Origin of the sequence: Streptomyces sp. NPDC127092 (assembly GCF_042722475.1) — a bacterium.
Taxonomy (GTDB): Bacteria; Actinomycetota; Actinomycetes; order Streptomycetales; family Streptomycetaceae; genus Streptomyces.
The window spans coordinates 390115-406625 of sequence record NZ_JBHXFE010000001.1 but is presented as its reverse complement, the minus strand read 5'-3'; the positions used below and the strand labels follow the sequence as shown (position 1 = coordinate 406625).

The window sequence follows — 16511 nt, the reverse complement described above, 5'->3', positions numbered from 1 at the left end:
GAGAGTCCGGACGACCGGAGACGGTTCCGTACATGTGCCCTATTCCTGTGATGTCGGATGTGAGATGGGCGACGTCACGGGCGGTCGAGGAGGGCGACGGCCTGGGCGAGCTCCGCGGCCTCACGGAACCGTCCCTCCTCGGCCAGTGCCGGGGCCGGTCGGCCGCTCCACCCGGCCGCCGCCGGCTCCTCGCAGACCGCGCGCGCCTCGGCCCGCCTGCCGAGCGCGAAGAGGACCTCCTGATGGGCGTTCAGGGCATTGCGGAGCCGATCCATCCGGCCCGGCGCACCGGCCTCGATCCGCCGCGCCGCCTCCGCGGCCTCGGCGAAGAGCCGCACCCGCACCTCCGGATCCCGCAGCTCGTGGCCGCGCTCCAGCAGCGCGTCCACCAGCTTCGGCAGATAGGCCTTCGGACTCACCTGTGCCAGCACCCGGTACGCCCCGATCCGTGCCCACAGGCTCGGCTCGCCGGACCCCAGCAGCAGCACCCGCGCCCGCAGCACCGCGTTCTGGTCGATCTTCCCGGAGTTCCCCGTGTCCGTCATGTTCCCCCTGTTCACCGTGTTCTGCGTGTGATGCACGAGGGGAGATTCTGGGAGTCGGAGGACAGCCCGGACAAGGCTCTCGAACTGTGCGTTCCGTCCTACGAAAAACGGCTCTGACCTGTCATGATGGTGACGTCTTCACTCCGAGCGGAGGGCCGGTGGGCAACAGCGACGCACCCGGGACCGTCCCCGACGTCTTCGACCCGCGGATCTACGCCGCCGGGATCCCGCACGACCGCTTCCGCGCCCTGCGCGACCACCACCCGGTCGCCCGTCAGGAGGAGTACGAGGTCCTCGGCTGGCCCGCGGGGCCCGGGTTCTGGGCCGTGACGCGGCACGCCGACGTCGTCCGGGTGCTCAAGGACGCCGCGGGGTTCTCCTCGCACCTCGGGGCCACGCAGATCCGCGACCCCGACCCGGCCGACCTGCCGTTCATCCGGCGGATGATGCTCAACCAGGACCCTTCCCCAAGCTCTCACCTTCGTTCGAGCAGGGGAGACCTCAATGACCACGGGCGGCTGCGGCGGCTCGTCAGCCGCGCCTTCACGCCCCGCAGGATCGACCGGTTCGCCGCCACCGCGCGCACCCGGGCACGCGAACTCCTCACCGCGGCAAGGGAGTCGGGCGACGGCGAAGTCGACCTCGTGAAGGCCGTCACCGACGACTACGCGCTGCTCAACCTCACCGACATCCTCGGCGTGCCGGCCGCCGACCGCGGACTGCTGCACACCTGGACCGAGCGGGTCATCGCCTACCAGGACCCCGACGAACCGCCGGTCCTCGGTGCCGACGGCCGGCCGGTCAACCCGCGCTCACCCGCCATGCTCGCCGAGATGTTCGGCTACGCGCGCGAACTCGCCGCCCACAAGAAGGCGCACCCCGCCGACGACATCATGACCGTGCTCGCCGAGACCGAACTCCGGGACGCCGAACTGGAGATGTTCTTCTTCCTGCTGACCGTCGCCGGCAACGACACCGTGCGCAGCGCCGCCCCCGGCGGACTGCTCGCCCTCGCCGAACACCCCGAACAGCAGCGGCGGTTGTGGACAGGAGACGTCGGCACGGACACCGCCGTCGACGAACTCCTCCGCTGGCACCCGCCCGTCCTCTCCTTCCGCCGCACCGCCACCCGCGCCACCGAGCTGGCCGGGGTGCCGATCGCCGCCGGCGACAAGGTCGTCGTCTTCCACGCCTCCGCCAACCACGACGAGCGGGCCTTCGCCGACCCCCGGCGGCTCGACCTCGCCCGCAACCCCAACCCGCACGTCTCCTTCGGCGACGGCCCGCACGTCTGCCTCGGCGCGCACTTCGCCCGGCTTCAGCTGAAGGTCCTCTACGAGGAGGCGCGCGCGGTGCTGCCGGGCCTCGCACCCGCCGGGCCGCCCCGGCGGCTCGTCTCCAACTTCATCAACGGGATCAAGTCGCTGCCGCTGCGGCTGGAGCCGTGCGCGCCTCGCGGGTGACGTCGGCGACGAGCTCCACCACGTCGGGGCCGTACGCCTGGGAGTTGACGACCTTCAGGAGGAGGACGAAGGAGCCGTTCCGGTAGCGGCGCGCGAGGCGTGCGTGATGCCGGGCCAGATAGCGGGTCGCCGCCTGGTTGTTGATGGCCCGCTGCCCGCAGAACAGGAAGACCGGACGCCCGCCCTCGCCCGCCGTCAGCCGCGCGAGCAGCACGTACTCGACGACGCCCGGCTCCATGCGGTACACGTCCTCGCCGATCCGTATCGCGCCCCGCTCCTCGGCCGGCTCCCGGGCCGTGCTCATCCGCAGCCCCGGCAGCAGACTTCCCAGGTGAGCGCTCATCCGCCGATTCGACCCCGGCCCGCCGACGCAGAACTCCGTGCGGTCGCCGAAGCCCTGCTGGGCGAGGTCGTGCTGGACGATCTGCGCGTGCGCCCCGCAGTCCTTCACGAGCGCGGAGAGTTCGAGCAGCGCCGACACGTCGAAGCGGTGCACCGCACTGTCGCTCCCGGCCTCCCGGTGCACCACGAGCAGGCACTCGGAGTGGCTGGGCAGCCCGAAGAAGGCCTGCTTCTTCCGGAGCCTCCGCCGCCACAGGTAGGTACGGGCCAGCCAGCCGAGGGAACCGCTGACCCCGGTGGCGAGCACGCCCAGGACGACGTTGCGCAGGTCTTCGTTCATGGGCGCGCATGCTACTGGGCGACCGGTCGGCTGTTCGAGTGGCGGTCCTGACGGGAGGCGCGGGCGGAAGTTACGCTGCGCGGACGGTCGTTGACTGGAGGTAGGAATGCGGTATCGGTTCCGGGGTTCCACCGTACGAAGCGGTTCGATCGTGGCCGTCGCCGCCACGGTGCTGGCGGTCGGTGCCGCCGCACCGCCGACGGCCACCGGACCGGCGCCCGCCCCGGTCAAGGTGCCCGTCGCCGCCGGCTGGGGCGGAGCCGTCGCCAGCGTCGACGCGGACGCCTCCGCCGCGGGCGTCGAGGTGCTCCGCAAGGGCGGCAACGCGGTCGACGCCGCGGTCGCCGTGGCCGCCGCGCTCGGCGTCACCGAGCCCTACTCGGCGGGCATCGGCGGAGGCGGCTACTTCGTCCACTACGACGCGAAGACCCGTACGGTGCACACCATCGACGGCCGCGAGACCGCGCCCGCCTCCGCCGACGTGAACCTCTTCGTCGAGAACGGCAGGCCCATCCCCTTCGAGGAGGGCATGACCAGCGGCCGGGGCGTCGGCACCCCGGGCACGCCGGCGACCTGGGAGACCGCCCTCGACGCGTGGGGCAGCAAGCCGCTCGGGAAGCTCCTCGAACCGGCCGAACGGCTGGCCCGCGACGGGTTCACCGTCGACGCCACCTTCCGCGCCCAGACCGCGGCCAACGAGGCCCGCTTCCGCGACTTCCCCGCCTCCGCCGAACTCTTCCTGCCGGGCGGGCAGTTGCCGGTGGTCGGCTCCGTCTTCAAGAACCCCGACCTGGCCCGTACGTACGAGAAACTGGGCCGGGAGGGCACGGGCGCGCTCTACCGGGGCCCGCTCGCCCGCGACATCGTGAACACCGTCCGGCAGCCACCGGTCCGCGCGGGCGCCACCCGGGTGGTGCGCCCCGGCGACCTGACGGAGCGCGACCTCGCCGGGTACGAGACGATCCGGCGCCGCCCCACCAAGGTCTCCTACCGGGGCCTCGACGTGTACGGCATGGCGCCCTCGTCCTCCGGCGGCACCACCGTCGGCGAGGCGCTGAACATCCTGGAGTCCACCGACCTTTCGCAAGCCCCGCAGGCCGGCTATCTGCACCGCTTCATCGAGGCGAGCCGGATCGCCTTCGCCGACCGCGGCCGCTGGGTCGGCGACCCGGCCTTCGAGGACGTGCCCGTGCGCGGCCTGCTCTCCCAGCGGTACGCCGACTCCCGGGCCTGCCTGATCCGCGACGACGCCGCGCTGACCAGCCCGCTCGCGCCGGGCGACCCGCGCGACCCGGCAGGGGGCTGCGCGAGCGGCGGCATCGCCGCCCCCACCACGTACGAGGGCGAGAACACCACCCACCTCACCGTCGCCGACAAGTGGGGCGACGTCGTCGCCTACACGCTGACCATCGAGTCCACCGGCGGCAGCGGCATCACGGTCCCCGGCCGCGGCTTCCTGCTCAACAACGAGCTGACCGACTTCTCCTTCGCCCCGGCCAACCCGGCCGTCCACGATCCCAACCTCCCCGGCCCCGGGAAGCGCCCGCGCTCCTCGATGTCGCCGACGATCGTCCTCGACGGGACCGGCCGCCCGGTGCTCGCCCTCGGCTCCCCGGGCGGCGCCACCATCATCACCACCGTCCTCCAGACCCTGACCGGCGTCGTGGACCGCGGCCTTCCCCTGGTCGACGCCATCGCCGCGCCCCGCGCCAGCCAGCGCAACCAGACCACCACCGAGCTCGAACCGGCCCTCTGGAACAGCCCCCTGAAGGCCGGCCTGGAGTCCCTCGGCCACGCCTTCCGCCAGAACCCCGAGATCGGTGCCGCGACCGGTGTCCAACGCCTCCCGGACGGCCGCTGGCTGGCCGCCGCGGAGACGGTCCGCAGGGGCGGCGGATCGGCGATGGTGGTGCGGCCGGCGTCCTGAGGATCCGCGGCGCCGTCAGGACCGTCCCGACGGGCTACAGCGCCGTGAGGATCCTCGGGCCGTCGTCCGTGACGGCCACCGTGTGCTCCGCGTGGGCCGCGCGGGAGCCGTCGAGCGTGCGGATCGTCCAGCCGTCCCGGGCCGTGTAGTGGTGGTCGCGGCCGCCGCCGATCAGCATCGGCTCGATCGCGATCACCATCCCGTGCCGCAGCGGCATGCCCCGGCCCGGGCGGCCCTCGTTGGGGACGTCCGGGCCCTCGTGCATCGTGCGGCCGACGCCGTGGCCGCCGAGGCCGTCCGGGATACCGTAGCCGGCCCTGCGGCAGACCCGGCCGACGGCGTGGGCGATGTCCCCGACGCGGTTGCCCACCACGGCCGCCGCGATGCCCGCCTCCAGGGCCTCGTAGGCGGTGTCGATCAGCCGGGTGTCCTCGGGGCGCGCCCGGCCGATCGTGAAGCTCACCGCCGCGTCGCCGACCCAGCCGTCGAGCACCGCCCCGCAGTCCACGCTCACCAGGTCGCCGTCGGCGAGCCGGGTACCGTCCGGGATGCCGTGCACGATCGCGTCGTTGACGGAGAGGCAGGCCACGGCGGGGAAGGGCGTCGGGGCCCAGTCGGGTCGGTAGTCCAGGAAGGGCGAGTCGGCCCCGGCCGCCGCCAGGACCTCCCGCGCCACCCGGTCGAGCTCCGCGAGCGTCACCCCGGGCGCCGCCTTGTCCCGTACGGCCGCGAGGGCCTGGGCCACCACCCGCCCCGCCTCGCGCATCAACAGCAGGGTCGCATCCGTCTTGATCTCCACCATGCCAATTACTATACCGGTATTAGAATGGTGTCATGGTGCGTACCCCCCTCACCCCCGAAGAGCGCGAGCGCGGCGAACGCCTCGGTCACCTGCTGCGCGCGGCCCGCGGCGACCGCTCCATGGCCGAGATCGCCGCCGCCGCCGGTCTCTCCGCCGAGACGCTCCGCAAGATCGAGACCGGCCGCGCCCCGACCCCGGCCTTCTTCACGGTCGCCGCGCTCGCCGGCGTGCTCGGCCTGTCGATGGACGAGCTCGTCACGAGCTGCGCGCCGGCGCCCGTCTAGCGCGGCGGCGCCCGTCCAACGGGCCGGCGCCCGTCCAGCGCGGCGGCCCCGGGCTCTGCCGACGGGTCCCTAGACCGACACCGCCAGCTGCACCCGGCTGTGCCGCGGACCGTCGATCTCGTCGACGATCGCCCGGGCCAGGTCACCGTGGGCGATGCGGCCCGGGCCGTCCAGGACCGTGCCGACCGCCGTGCGGTAGCCGCCCGTCACCGGCGCCTCCGCGTTCAGGTCGAGCGGCGGGACCACCATCAGCCAGTCGAGTCCCTCGCCCGCCTCGGTGGTCAGGAGCTCGAACTCCGCCACGTGCCCCTGCGCGAACGCCCGCCACTCCGCGGGGAATTCGGGCGCGTCCATCAGCCGCGTCCCCGGCGCCGTCTCCAGCGTGGTCGCGATCCCCAGGACGACGAGGCGCCCCACGCCCGCCTTCCGCAGGCCCGTGACCAGGGCCCGCGCCGCCGCCGTGAAGTACTGCTCCGAGGGGATGTCGAGCCGGGCCGAGGCGTTCACGGCCGCGTCGTGCCCGGCGGCCAGGGCCGCCACGGCGTCCGGGTCGGTGGCGTCGCCGCCGACGACCGCCACGCCCTTCCCCGCCAGGTCCGGGTAATTCGCCGGGTCCCGCACCACCGCGGTCACCTGGTGGCCACGGGCCACCGCCTCCGCCACCGCCGCGCGGCCCACACGCCCGCCCGCCCCGAAGACGATGATCCTCTTGCCGGCGCTGTCGCCGCTGCCCTCGCCGATGCCGATGCCGATGCCGATGCCGATGCCGTTGCGCTTGCCGTTGCCGTTGCCGTTGCCGTTGCCGTTGCCGTTGTCGCTCGTCACGTCGCTCATGGCAGGGACCGTAGAACGGAGGCACCCGGTTACTTCAACGGTACCGGCGTCCTGGGCTAGCGTCGGGCCCATGACCGCCCAGCCGCCCCTGAGCCCCACCCTCTTCGGCGACCCCGACTGCGTCGACCGGCCCCAGCCCGTCCGGGTCTTCGGCGGCAAGTGGACCGCCATGGTGCTGCGCTGTCTCGAGGACGGCCGGGCCCGCCGCTTCACGGAACTGCGCGTCCCGCTCCACATGGTCACCCCCAAGGTCCTCACCGAGACCCTGCGCGCCATGGAACGCGACGGCCTCGTCTCGCGAACCGTCCACGACGAGAACCCGCCCCGCGTCGAGTACGTCCTCACCGACCTCGGCCGCTCCCTCCTCGCCCCGCTCGACACCGCCTGCGCCTGGACCCGCGCCCACGCACCCGCCGTCACCGAGGCCCGCGAGAACTACGACACCGCCGCCGGCCCGCAGGGCGGGCGCTAGGGGGTGTCCAGAGGGGGCGCGGCCCCGCCGGCCCGCCAGGCCCCTCGCGGCCCTCGCCGCCGGTCCGGCCGCTGCGTAAGCTCGGCGGTCGTGATACCCGAAGAGCTGCGGCACGGCCGCTACGTCAGCCTCACCACCTTCCGCCGGGACGGCACCGGCGTCGCCACGCCGGTCTGGTACGCCGTCGAGGGCGACGAGCTGTACGCCTGGACCCGCACCGACTCCTGGAAGGTGAAGCGGCTGCGCCGCGACCCCCGCGTCGTGGCCGCCGTGTGCGACGTGCGCGGCAACGTGGCCGACGGCGCCGTACGCACCGAGGGCACCGCCCGGCTCGTGACGGGGGAGGAGCTGCGCCGGGTGCGGCGGCTGCTCTCGCGCAAGTACACGTGGCAGTTCTGGGCGGTCGACTGGCCCGCGACGGTCGCCCGCCTGGGCAGGCGTCCGCACACGGGGATCGTCGTGAAGTTCACCCGGGGTGTGAGCGAGACCGAAAACCCTGCGTAGCCGTCCCGTAACACGACTGCGGTCCAATGCCGGTGGACCGAAGGGGCAGTGGAATGACGGTGCAGCAACTCCCGGCGGAAGTGGTCGCGTTCACCGGCTGGCTGAGCGAGCTGGCCGGCCGGCTCGAACCGGGCCGCGGCTGGTACGGCGTCTTCACCGACCGCGACCGGGAGGGCATGCGCGCCTGCTTCGACGGTGCGGACATCCTGCCCTGGGACGTCGTCGAGTCGCTGCTCCAGGACCTCGGCGAGCCGGCGGACGGACCCCGGGGCCTGCGGGGCCGGGCACTGCACCGGGCCGCGGCCGCCGTCCACGACCGGAGCCCCGGCGGCACGGAGGCCCTGCGCGAGCGCCGGGACCTGATGGAGCGCGAGGCCCGCCACGCCGAGTCCCGCATCCGCGACCTCGCCCACACTCCCGGCCACGCCACGGCCCTGTCCTGGGCCCACGACGACCTCGCCCGCGCGAGGGCGAGGATCACCGAGCTCACGGAGCGGCTGGACCGCCTGGGCGGCACCGATCACCCGCCGTCCACCCCGCCCGCGCCCCCCGCCTCGCCGCCCCGGCGGCGTCCGCGCGGGGCCCGCTACGCGTACGTGGAGGAGGCCGAGGCGCTGCCCGAGCCCGCGCCGCTTCCCCTGACCGAACTGCCCACCGGGCCCGCCCTCGCGCCGCGCGGCGCCCGCTTCGGCGGCGCCCCCGCCCCCACCTCGCCCGCGTCCGCCGCCCGGGCGGCGGCGCCCGCCGGTGATCCCGCGCAGGCCGCCCGTGCCGCGGGCAACGCCGTCTACGCGCTGCGGAGGCTGCGCGCCCAGGGGCGCAGCGGCGAGGCGCACGCGCTGCTCTGCGAAGCGCTGGCCGGGCCGCCCGGGTGGCTTCCCGTGCTCGCCGCGGAGCTGTACGCCGCCGGGCTCGCCGCCGACTGGGCCACGCTGCTCTGGGAGGCGGCCACCCTGCCGCCCGCCAGGCTCGCCGCCGTCGCCGGAGCACTCGCCGACGCGGGGCGCCCGGACGACTGCGAGCAGCTGCTCCGCCAGGGCGTGGCACGCCCGGTCGAGGAGCTGGCCGGGGCCTGCGCGGCCCTGCACGCCGAGGGTCACCGGGCCGAGGCCCAGGCGCTGCTGACGGCCTTCCTCCGGGCCCGTACGCCCGAGGACGCGGCCCGGCTCGCCGCCGCCGACCCGGCCGTACTCACTCCCGGACTGCTCGCCGCGGCCCGCGCCGTCTCCCCGTCCCGCGAACGGGACCTGGCGCACGCGCTACGGGTCGCCGGCCTCGCGTGAGCCGGCCTCGCGTGAGGCCGGTTCCACATGAGTCCATCTGGCGTGAACCGTTCCCGCGTCAGCCGGCCTCGCGCAGGGTGTGCCGACGGCGTCCCGCGGCGCCCCGAACGCGGTTCCGGAGGCACGTGGACGTGTCGGTACGTGTCCGACATGGACCACTCGGGTATGAAACATGATCGACTCCGCCACTTCACGGCGGTGGTCTTGCTCCGGGGTGTGACGGGGCTTACGTTCTCCTCCTACGCATCGCGTCTACGTGCGTAGAGGCTCTCCACGCCGCGCCGAAGGAGCAGCTCATGACCGACGTCGTACGCGCCGCGCTCGTCCAGGCCACCTGGACCGGCGACACCGAATCCATGATCGCCAAGCATGAGGAACACGCCCGCGAGGCGGCCCGGCAGGGGGCGAAGGTCATCGGGTTCCAGGAGGTGTTCAACGCCCCGTACTTCTGCCAGGTGCAGGAGCCCGAGCACTACCGCTGGGCCGAACCCGTGCCCGACGGGCCCACCGTGCGCAGGATGCAGGCGCTCGCCCGGGAGACCGGGATGGTGGTCGTCGTGCCCGTCTTCGAGGTCGAGGGCACCGGCTTCTACTACAACACCGCCGCCGTCATCGACGCCGACGGCACCTACCTCGGCAAGTACCGCAAGCACCACATCCCCCAGGTCAGGGGCTTCTGGGAGAAGTACTACTTCCGGCCCGGCAACGCCGGCTGGCCCGTCTTCGACACGGCCGTCGGCAAGGTCGGCGTTTACATCTGCTACGACCGGCACTTCCCGGAGGGCTGGCGTCAACTCGGCCTCAACGGAGCCCAGTTGGTATACAACCCCTCGGCCACCCACCGCGGCCTCTCCTCCTACCTCTGGCAGCTGGAACAGCCCGCCGCCGCCGTCGCCAACGAGTACTTCGTCGCCGCCATCAACCGGGTCGGCATCGAGGAGTACGGCGACAACGACTTCTACGGCACCAGCTACTTCGTCGACCCGCGCGGGCAGTTCGTCGGCGACGTCGCCTCCGACAAGGAGGAGGAACTCCTCGTCCGTGACCTCGACTTCGGTCTCATCGAGCAGGTCAGGCAGCAGTGGGCGTTCTACCGCGACCGCCGCCCCGACGCGTACGACGGGCTGGTGCGGCCGTGAGCAGCCTCTACGACCGCCACCGCGCCGTCATCCCCGACTGGGTCGCCCTCTACTACAAGGACCCGATCGAGATCACCCACGGCGAGGGCCGCCACGTCTGGGACGCCGAGGGCCGGCGCTACCTCGACTTCTTCGGCGGCATCCTCACCACCATGACCGCCCACGCCCTGCCCGAGGTCACCAAGGCCGTCGCCGAGCAGGCCGGCCGGATCGTCCACTCCTCCACCCTCTACCTCAACCGCCCCATGGTGGAGCTGGCGGAGCGGATCGCCTCCCTGTCCGGCATCCCGGACGCCCGCGTCTTCTTCACCACCTCCGGCACCGAGGCCAACGACGCCGCCCTCCTCCTCGCCACCACGTACACGGGCTCCAACCAGATCCTGGCGATGCGGAACAGCTACCACGGCCGGTCCTTCGCCACCGTCGGCATCACCGGCAACCGCGCCTGGTCCCCGACCAGCCTCTCCCCGCTCCAGACGCTGTACGTGCACGGCGGCGTCCGCACCCGCGGCCCCTTCGCCCAGTACACCGACGAGCGGTTCACCGAGGCCTGCGTCGCCGACCTCGAAGACCTGCTCGGCCAGACCCGCTCGGGAGTCGCCGCCCTCATCGCCGAACCCATCCAGGGCGTCGGCGGCTTCACCTCCCCGCCCGACGGCCTCTACGCTGCCTTCCGCCGCGTCCTCGACCGGCACGGCATCCTCTGGATCGCCGACGAGGTGCAGACCGGCTGGGGCCGCACCGGCGAACACTTCTGGGGCTGGCAGGCCCACGGCCAGGCCGGACCGCCCGACATGCTCACCTTCGCCAAGGGCATCGGCAACGGCATGTCCATCGGCGGCGTCGTCGCCCGCGCCGAGATCATGAACTGCCTCGACGCCAACTCCATCTCCACCTTCGGCGGTTCGCCCGTCACCATGGCCGCCGGCCTCGCCAACCTCTCCTACCTCCTGGAACACGACCTCCAGGGCAACGCCCGCCGGGTCGGCGGCCTCCTCCTCGAACGCCTCCGGGGCATCACCGCGGGCATCGACGCCGTACGCGAGGTGCGCGGGCGCGGCCTGATGATCGGCGTCGAGCTCACCGAACCGGGCTCCGACCGGGCGAACCCCGACGCGGCGGGCGCCGTCCTGGAGGCCGCCCGCGAGGGAGGCCTGCTCATCGGCAAGGGCGGCGGGCACAACACCTCCGCCCTGCGCATCGCGCCGCCGCTCTCGCTCACCGTCGCCGAGGCCGAGGAAGGCGCGGCGATCCTCGAACAGGCCTTCCAGTCCATCTAGTCGGCAGGGAGAAGTCCCGTGAGCACCCGAACCCTCATCCGCGGCGGGCTCGTGATCACCGCCGCCGACGAACTGCACGCCGACGTGCTGATCGAGGACGGACGGATCGCCGCCCTCGCCGCCCACGGCTCCGACATCGCCGCCGGGTGGACCGCCGCACGGGTGGTCGACGCCACCGACCGCTACGTCATCCCGGGCGGCGTCGACGCCCACACCCACATGGAACTGCCCTTCGGCGGGACCTCCGCCTCCGACACCTTCGAGACCGGCACCCGCGCCGCCGCCTGGGGCGGCACCACCACCATCGTCGACTTCGCCGTCCAGACCGTCGGGCACACCCTGCGCGAGGGCCTGGACACCTGGTACGCCAAGGCCGACGGCAACTGCGCCGTCGACTACGGCTTCCACATGATCCTCTCCGACGTCAACGAGCACACCCTGAAGGAGATGGACTGGCTCGTCCAGGAGGGAATCTCCTCGTTCAAGCTGTTCATGGCCTATCCGGGAGTCTTCTACAGCGACGACGGACAGATCCTCCGGGCCATGCAGCGCGGGGCCGCCAACGGCGGACTGATCATGATGCACGCGGAGAACGGCATCGCGATCGACGTCCTCGTGGAGCAGGCCCTGGCCCGGGGCGAGACGGACCCCCGCTATCACGGCGAGGTCCGCAAGACCCTGCTGGAGGCGGAGGCGACCCACCGCGCGATCCAGCTCTCCCGCGTGGCCGGCTCCCCGCTGTACGTCGTGCACGTGTCCGCCGAGGAGGCCGTCGCCGAACTGGCCGCGGCCCGCGACAAGGGCCTGCCGGTCTTCGGCGAGACCTGCCCGCAGTACCTCTTCCTCTCCACCGACAACCTGGCCGAGCCGGACTTCGAGGGCGCCAAGTACGTCTGCTCGACCCCGCTGCGGCCGAAGGAGCACCAGGCCGCGCTCTGGCGGGGCCTGCGGACGAACGACCTCCAGGTGGTCTCCACCGACCACTGCCCCTTCTGCTTCAAGGGCCAGAAGGAACTCGGCGTCGGCGACTTCTCCAAGATCCCCAACGGGCTGCCCGGCGTCGAGAACCGCATGGACCTGCTCCACCAGGCCGTCGTCGACGGACACATCAGCCGCCGCCGCTGGATCGAGATCGCCTGCGCGACCCCGGCCCGGATGTTCGGCCTCTACCCGAAGAAGGGCACCATCGCGCCGGGCGCGGACGCGGACGTCGTCATCTACGACCCGCACGCCACCCAGACCCTGTCCGCGGCCACCCACCACATGAACGTCGACTACTCCGCGTACGAGGGGAAGACCGTCACCGGACAGGTCGAGACCGTCCTCTCCCGCGGCGAACTCGTCATCGAACAGCGGAAGTTCACCGGGCGCGCCGGACACGGCAGCTTCGTGCCCCGCTCCACCTGCCAGTACCTGAACTAGGAGGCCGCCCCTTGGACTTCGGACTCGTCCTGCAGACCGACCCGCCCGCCTCGCAGGTCGTCGGCCTGATGCGCCGGGCGGAGCGCAACGGCTTCCGCTACGGCTGGACCTTCGACTCCGCCGTGCTCTGGCAGGAACCCTTCGTCATCTACAGCCAGGTCCTCGCCAACACCACGAAGCTGCGCGTCGGCCCGATGGTCACCAACCCGGGCACCCGCACCTGGGAGGTCACCGCCTCCACCTTCGCCACCCTCAACGACATGTACGGCAACCGGACCGTCTGCGGCATCGGCCGCGGCGACTCCGCGATGCGCGTCGCCGGCCGCAGGCCCAACACGCTGGCCCGCCTCGGCGAGGCCATCGACGTCATCCGCGACCTGGCGGAGGGCCGCGAGGCGGTGGTCGACGGCAACCCCGTCCGCATCCCGTGGATCAAGAACGGGAAACTGCCGGTCTGGATGGCCGCGTACGGCCCCAAGGCCCTGGCCCTGGCCGGCCAGAAGGCCGACGGCTTCATCCTCCAGCTCGCCGACCCGTTCCTGACCGAGTGGATGGTCAAGGCGGTCCGCGCGGCCGCCCAGGCGGCCGGCCGCGACCCCGACGCCCTCACCATCTGCGTCGCCGCCCCCGCGTACGTCACGGCCGACGACTCGCCCGAGGCGCTGGCCCACGCCCGCGACCAGTGCCGCTGGTTCGGCGGCATGGTCGGCAACCACGTCGCGGACCTGGTCGCCAGGTACGGCGAGCACTCCTCGATGGTCCCCGAGGAGCTGACGGCGTACATCAAGGACCGGCACGGCTACGACTACTCCCACCACGGCCGCGCCGACAACCCCGACACCACCTTCGTCCCCGACGAGATCGTCGACCGCTTCTGCCTCCTGGGTCCCGCCGAGGCCCACGTCGCCAAGCTCCGCCGGCTCAAGGACCTCGGCGTCGACCAGTTCGCCGTCTACGACATGCACGACAACCGCGAGGGCACCATCGACGCCTACGGCACCGACATCATCCCCGCCCTTCTCTGACGAAGGGCGGCGACCGACCGCGTTCCGCTCACGACCGAGGGCGGCCGGAGCGTGTGCGTCGCCCCGGACCGGAAAGGCTATGGGCGGCCCACCGCTCCATTACCCCCCGGAAGGGGCGCGGTTTCGGCATCAAGAGGACGTAAAGATTGCCGGAACCCGGCAATGCGCCCGCAGGCTCCCCGGCGCCAGAATGACTCCGGCGGCGGCGCGCCCTGTGTGCCCGATGCCGAGTTCCGGAAGAGGCGCGGGTGAGGGGGAGGGCGGGCATGTCGGAGTTCATCGACGCGGCCTTCGGCCTTCCCGCCATCGTCCTGACCTCCGCGCTCGTCGCGGTCGTCGGGTTCTGGTTGCTCGTGCTGTGCCGTGTCATCGCGCATGACGCCTTCGACACCGACGTGGACACGGAAGCCCTGGGCTTCGGCGATGCGCCCGTCGCGCCGGTCGGCACGTTCTTCCTCGCGGTCGCATGGACGCTCGACCTTTCCGGCATGGTGCTGCTGGGCAGAGCCGGCCTGCCGGGACTGTGGTCCTTCCTTCTCTCCGTCGTCCTGCTCGCGGGTGCTCTGGCCGTGTCATGGCGGCTGACGAGGTGGCTGGTCGGCCGGGTGAGGAAACGGTCATCCGTCTTCCCTCGGGCCCGGCGCCGTGGCGCCGCGCCCGGCCGGCGCCCTGCGCGTCCCGCGGCCTGAGCGGCTGCGCTCGTCCTTCTTCGTTCTTCTTCTCCGTCTTCTTCCATCGACACGGGGTTCTTTCATGGATGCCATCACCGTGGGCATCGGCGTGCTCGTCGCCGTGGTCCTGCTCTTCGCCGTAGCCGTCGTCTTCGCGCTCAGTCGGTTGTTCCGCAAGGTCGAGCAGGGCAAGGCGCTGATCGTCTCCAAGATGCGCAAGGTCGACGTGACCTTCACCGGACAGGTCGTGCTGCCCGTGCTGCACAAGGCCGAGGTCATGGACATCTCGGTGAAGACGATCGAGATCTCCCGGACCGGGCGTGACGGTCTGATCTGCCGGGACAACATCCGGGCCGACATCCGGATCTCGTTCTTCGTCCGCGTGAACAAGACGGCCGAGGACGTCATCAAGGTCGCCCAGGCGATCGGCACGGCGCGGGCGAGCGACAAGGCGACCCTCCAGGAGCTGTTCAACGCGAAGTTCTCCGAGGCGCTCAAGTCGGTCGGCAAGCAGATGGACTTCACGGACCTCTACACCAAGCGCGAGGAGCTGCGGTTCCGGATCATCGAGGTGATCGGCATCGACCTCAACGGCTACAGCCTGGAGGACGCGGCGATCGACTACCTGGAGCAGACGCCGCTGACCCAGCTTGACGCCGGCAACATCCTGGACGCCCAGGGCATCCGCAAGATCACCGAGCTGACGGCCGTCGAGAACGTCCGCACCAACGAGCTGCGCCAGAACGAGCAGAAGGAGATCACCCGGCAGAACGTCGACGCCCGCGAGGCCATCCTGGAGTTGGAGCGGCGCCAGGCGGACGCCGAGATCAAGCAGAAGCGCGAGATCGAGACCGTCCGCGCCAAGGAAGAGGCCGAGACGGCCAAGGTCGTGGAAGAGGAGCGGCTGCGGGCGCAGAGCGCCTTCCTGCGCACCGAGGAGCAGCTCGGCGTCCAGCGGGAGAACCAGGCCCGTGAGGTGGCGGTCGCGCAGAAGAACCGCGAGCGGGTCATCGCGATCGAGAACGAGCGGATCGAGAAGGACCGGCTCCTGGAGGTCATCGCCCGCGACCGGGAGACGGAACTGACCCGGATCGCGGCCGACAAGGAGGTCGAGGCCGAGCGCCGGGAGATCGCCGAGGTGCTCCGCGAGCGCGTGGCGGTGGACCGGACGGTCGCCGAGCAGGAGGAGTCGATCAAGCGGCTGCGGGTCGTCGAGGAGGCCGAGCGCGAGCGTCAGGCACTGGTCATCGGCGCCGAGGCCGAGGCCCAGGAGAAGCTGGTCAAGGACATCAAGGCCGCCGAGGCCGCCGAACAGGCCGCCGTGCACCGGGCCGCGGAGGAGCTGACCCTCGCCGAGGCCCGCCAGAAGGCCGCGGACATGGACGCCCGTGCCAAGATCCGACTCGCGGAAGGCATCCAGGCCGAGGCCGCGGCAGCAGGGCTCGCCGCCGCCCAGGTGCGGGAGAAGGAGGCCGAGGCCATCGAGAAGACCGGCCGCGCCGAGGCCGAGGCCACCGAGGCCCGGCTGCGCGCGGAGGCGGCGGGCCTGCGGGCCAGGGCACTCGCCGAGGCCGAGGCGATCGGCGAGAAGCTGAAGTCCGAGGCCGCCGGCCTCACCGAGAAGGCCGCCGCCATGGCCGCGCTCGACGAGGCCTCCCGTACCCACGAGGAGTACCGGCTGCGGCTGGAGGCCGAGAAGGACATCCGGCTCGCCGGCCTCGACGTGCAGCGGCAGGTCGCCGAGGCCCAGGCGACGGTCCTGGCCACCGGCCTGGAGCACGCCGACATCAACATCGTCGGCGGGGAGTCCGTCTTCCTCGACCGGCTCGTGCAGTCCGTCTCGCTCGGCAAGTCCGTCGACGGCTTCCTGGACCACTCGCAGACCGCGCAGACCCTTGCCGGGCCGTGGCTGAACGGCGACGGCTCCTTCACCGAGGACCTGACGAAGGTGCTCGGCTCCTTGTCGACGGCCGACGTGCAGAACCTCAGCGTGTCCGCGCTGCTCGCGAAGGTCATGAAGTCCGGTGTCCTCGACCCGGCGACCCCGGCGACACCGGCGAAGGAGCCGGCCGCCGGGGCGCTGAACGGCACGGCCGCGAGCTGACGGACGACGGGGGCCAGGAGGCCGGAGCCGGGTACGGGGGTCCCGGCACCGGCCCTCCTCGGAGCAATGTGGAG

The 16511-nt window shown here is 72.5% G+C and carries 16 protein-coding genes; 12 read left to right on the top strand and 4 right to left on the bottom strand.

The features are described from left to right. Positions 1-74: 74 nt before the first annotated feature. On the bottom strand, positions 75-545 hold the full coding sequence (locus ACFWJO_RS01700) for a hypothetical protein (RefSeq protein ID WP_386862820.1): 471 nt from the start codon (positions 543-545) through the stop codon (positions 75-77). Between the two features lie 158 nt (positions 546-703). Here ACFWJO_RS01700 and ACFWJO_RS01695 point away from each other — a divergent pair, with 158 nt between their 5' ends. Continuing rightward, complete coding sequence (locus tag ACFWJO_RS01695; protein ID WP_386862819.1) at positions 704-2008, top strand: cytochrome P450; 1305 nt, start codon at positions 704-706, stop codon at positions 2006-2008. Here the strand turns inward: ACFWJO_RS01695 and ACFWJO_RS01690 are convergent. Further along, a complete protein-coding gene (locus ACFWJO_RS01690; RefSeq protein WP_386862818.1) occupies positions 1962-2690 on the bottom strand; it encodes a hypothetical protein in 729 nt (242 codons plus the stop codon). The genes ACFWJO_RS01695 and ACFWJO_RS01690 overlap by 47 nt on opposite strands. A gap of 106 nt (positions 2691-2796) precedes the next feature. On the opposite strand from ACFWJO_RS01690, the gene ggt reads away from it, so the two are divergent. Next, on the top strand, positions 2797-4617 hold the full coding sequence (gene ggt / locus ACFWJO_RS01685; RefSeq protein WP_386862817.1) for a gamma-glutamyltransferase: 1821 nt from the start codon (positions 2797-2799) through the stop codon (positions 4615-4617). A gap of 34 nt (positions 4618-4651) precedes the next feature. Here ggt and map read toward each other — a convergent pair whose 3' ends face one another. Continuing rightward, positions 4652-5419 (bottom strand): type I methionyl aminopeptidase, encoded by a 768-nt coding sequence (map, locus tag ACFWJO_RS01680; protein ID WP_386862816.1) that lies wholly within the window; start codon positions 5417-5419, stop codon positions 4652-4654. A gap of 32 nt (positions 5420-5451) precedes the next feature. Here map and ACFWJO_RS01675 point away from each other — a divergent pair, with 32 nt between their 5' ends. Beyond that, positions 5452-5703 (top strand): helix-turn-helix domain-containing protein, encoded by a 252-nt coding sequence (locus ACFWJO_RS01675; RefSeq protein WP_384419616.1) that lies wholly within the window; start codon positions 5452-5454, stop codon positions 5701-5703. A gap of 69 nt (positions 5704-5772) precedes the next feature. Here the strand turns inward: ACFWJO_RS01675 and ACFWJO_RS01670 are convergent, their stop codons facing one another. After that, entirely contained in the window at positions 5773-6537 is a 765-nt protein-coding gene (locus ACFWJO_RS01670; RefSeq protein WP_386862815.1) for an NAD(P)-dependent oxidoreductase, read from the bottom strand. A 70-nt stretch (positions 6538-6607) separates the two neighbouring features. Between ACFWJO_RS01670 and ACFWJO_RS01665 the strand changes: the two genes are divergently transcribed. The 9 genes from ACFWJO_RS01665 to ACFWJO_RS01625 all read left to right on the top strand — a co-directional run bounded on the left by ACFWJO_RS01665 (position 6608) and on the right by ACFWJO_RS01625 (position 16437). Then, the gene (locus ACFWJO_RS01665) at positions 6608-7009 is read left to right on the top strand and encodes a winged helix-turn-helix transcriptional regulator (RefSeq protein WP_386862814.1); all 402 of its coding nucleotides are present in this window, start codon (positions 6608-6610) and stop codon (positions 7007-7009) included. A 90-nt stretch (positions 7010-7099) separates the two neighbouring features. After that, on the top strand, positions 7100-7513 hold the full coding sequence (locus tag ACFWJO_RS01660) for a PPOX class F420-dependent oxidoreductase (RefSeq protein WP_386862813.1): 414 nt from the start codon (positions 7100-7102) through the stop codon (positions 7511-7513). Between the two features lie 53 nt (positions 7514-7566). Next, the gene (locus ACFWJO_RS01655) at positions 7567-8796 is read left to right on the top strand and encodes a UL36 very large tegument protein (RefSeq protein WP_386862812.1); all 1230 of its coding nucleotides are present in this window, start codon (positions 7567-7569) and stop codon (positions 8794-8796) included. Positions 8797-9092: 296 nt separating this feature from the next. Then, positions 9093-9935: a nitrilase-related carbon-nitrogen hydrolase gene (locus tag ACFWJO_RS01650; protein WP_386862811.1), complete on the top strand. Its 843-nt coding sequence runs from the start codon at positions 9093-9095 to the stop codon at positions 9933-9935. Continuing rightward, positions 9932-11215, top strand: coding sequence for an aspartate aminotransferase family protein (locus tag ACFWJO_RS01645; protein WP_386862810.1), 1284 nt, complete (start codon positions 9932-9934; stop codon positions 11213-11215). Before ACFWJO_RS01650 ends, ACFWJO_RS01645 begins: the two co-directional genes overlap by 4 nt. Positions 11216-11233: 18 nt before the next feature. Continuing rightward, positions 11234-12637: a dihydropyrimidinase gene (gene hydA, locus ACFWJO_RS01640; protein ID WP_386862809.1), complete on the top strand. Its 1404-nt coding sequence runs from the start codon at positions 11234-11236 to the stop codon at positions 12635-12637. An 11-nt stretch (positions 12638-12648) separates the two neighbouring features. Next, the gene (locus ACFWJO_RS01635) at positions 12649-13662 is read left to right on the top strand and encodes a TIGR03842 family LLM class F420-dependent oxidoreductase (RefSeq protein ID WP_386862808.1); all 1014 of its coding nucleotides are present in this window, start codon (positions 12649-12651) and stop codon (positions 13660-13662) included. A 266-nt stretch (positions 13663-13928) separates the two neighbouring features. Then, positions 13929-14351 carry a hypothetical protein gene (locus tag ACFWJO_RS01630; protein ID WP_386862807.1) on the top strand — a complete coding sequence of 141 codons (423 nt, stop codon included), beginning with the start codon at positions 13929-13931 and terminating at the stop codon, positions 14349-14351. Between the two features lie 64 nt (positions 14352-14415). After that, positions 14416-16437, top strand: a complete 2022-nt coding sequence (locus tag ACFWJO_RS01625; protein ID WP_386862806.1) for a flotillin family protein — start codon at positions 14416-14418, stop codon at positions 16435-16437. The last annotated feature ends 74 nt before the right edge of the window (positions 16438-16511 follow it).

Coding starts and splice junctions, on each gene's coding strand:
- ACFWJO_RS01700 (WP_386862820.1), bottom strand. CDS start 545: ATGACGGACACGGGGAACTCCGGGAAGATCGACCAGAACGCGGTGCTG.
- ACFWJO_RS01690 (WP_386862818.1), bottom strand. CDS start 2,690: ATGAACGAAGACCTGCGCAACGTCGTCCTGGGCGTGCTCGCCACCGGG.
- ggt (WP_386862817.1), top strand. CDS start 2,797: ATGCGGTATCGGTTCCGGGGTTCCACCGTACGAAGCGGTTCGATCGTG.
- map (WP_386862816.1), bottom strand. CDS start 5,419: ATGGTGGAGATCAAGACGGATGCGACCCTGCTGTTGATGCGCGAGGCG.
- ACFWJO_RS01675 (WP_384419616.1), top strand. CDS start 5,452: ATGGTGCGTACCCCCCTCACCCCCGAAGAGCGCGAGCGCGGCGAACGC.
- ACFWJO_RS01670 (WP_386862815.1), bottom strand. CDS start 6,537: ATGAGCGACGTGACGAGCGACAACGGCAACGGCAACGGCAACGGCAAC.
- ACFWJO_RS01665 (WP_386862814.1), top strand. CDS start 6,608: ATGACCGCCCAGCCGCCCCTGAGCCCCACCCTCTTCGGCGACCCCGAC.
- ACFWJO_RS01655 (WP_386862812.1), top strand. CDS start 7,567: ATGACGGTGCAGCAACTCCCGGCGGAAGTGGTCGCGTTCACCGGCTGG.
- ACFWJO_RS01650 (WP_386862811.1), top strand. CDS start 9,093: ATGACCGACGTCGTACGCGCCGCGCTCGTCCAGGCCACCTGGACCGGC.
- ACFWJO_RS01630 (WP_386862807.1), top strand. CDS start 13,929: ATGTCGGAGTTCATCGACGCGGCCTTCGGCCTTCCCGCCATCGTCCTG.
- ACFWJO_RS01625 (WP_386862806.1), top strand. CDS start 14,416: ATGGATGCCATCACCGTGGGCATCGGCGTGCTCGTCGCCGTGGTCCTG.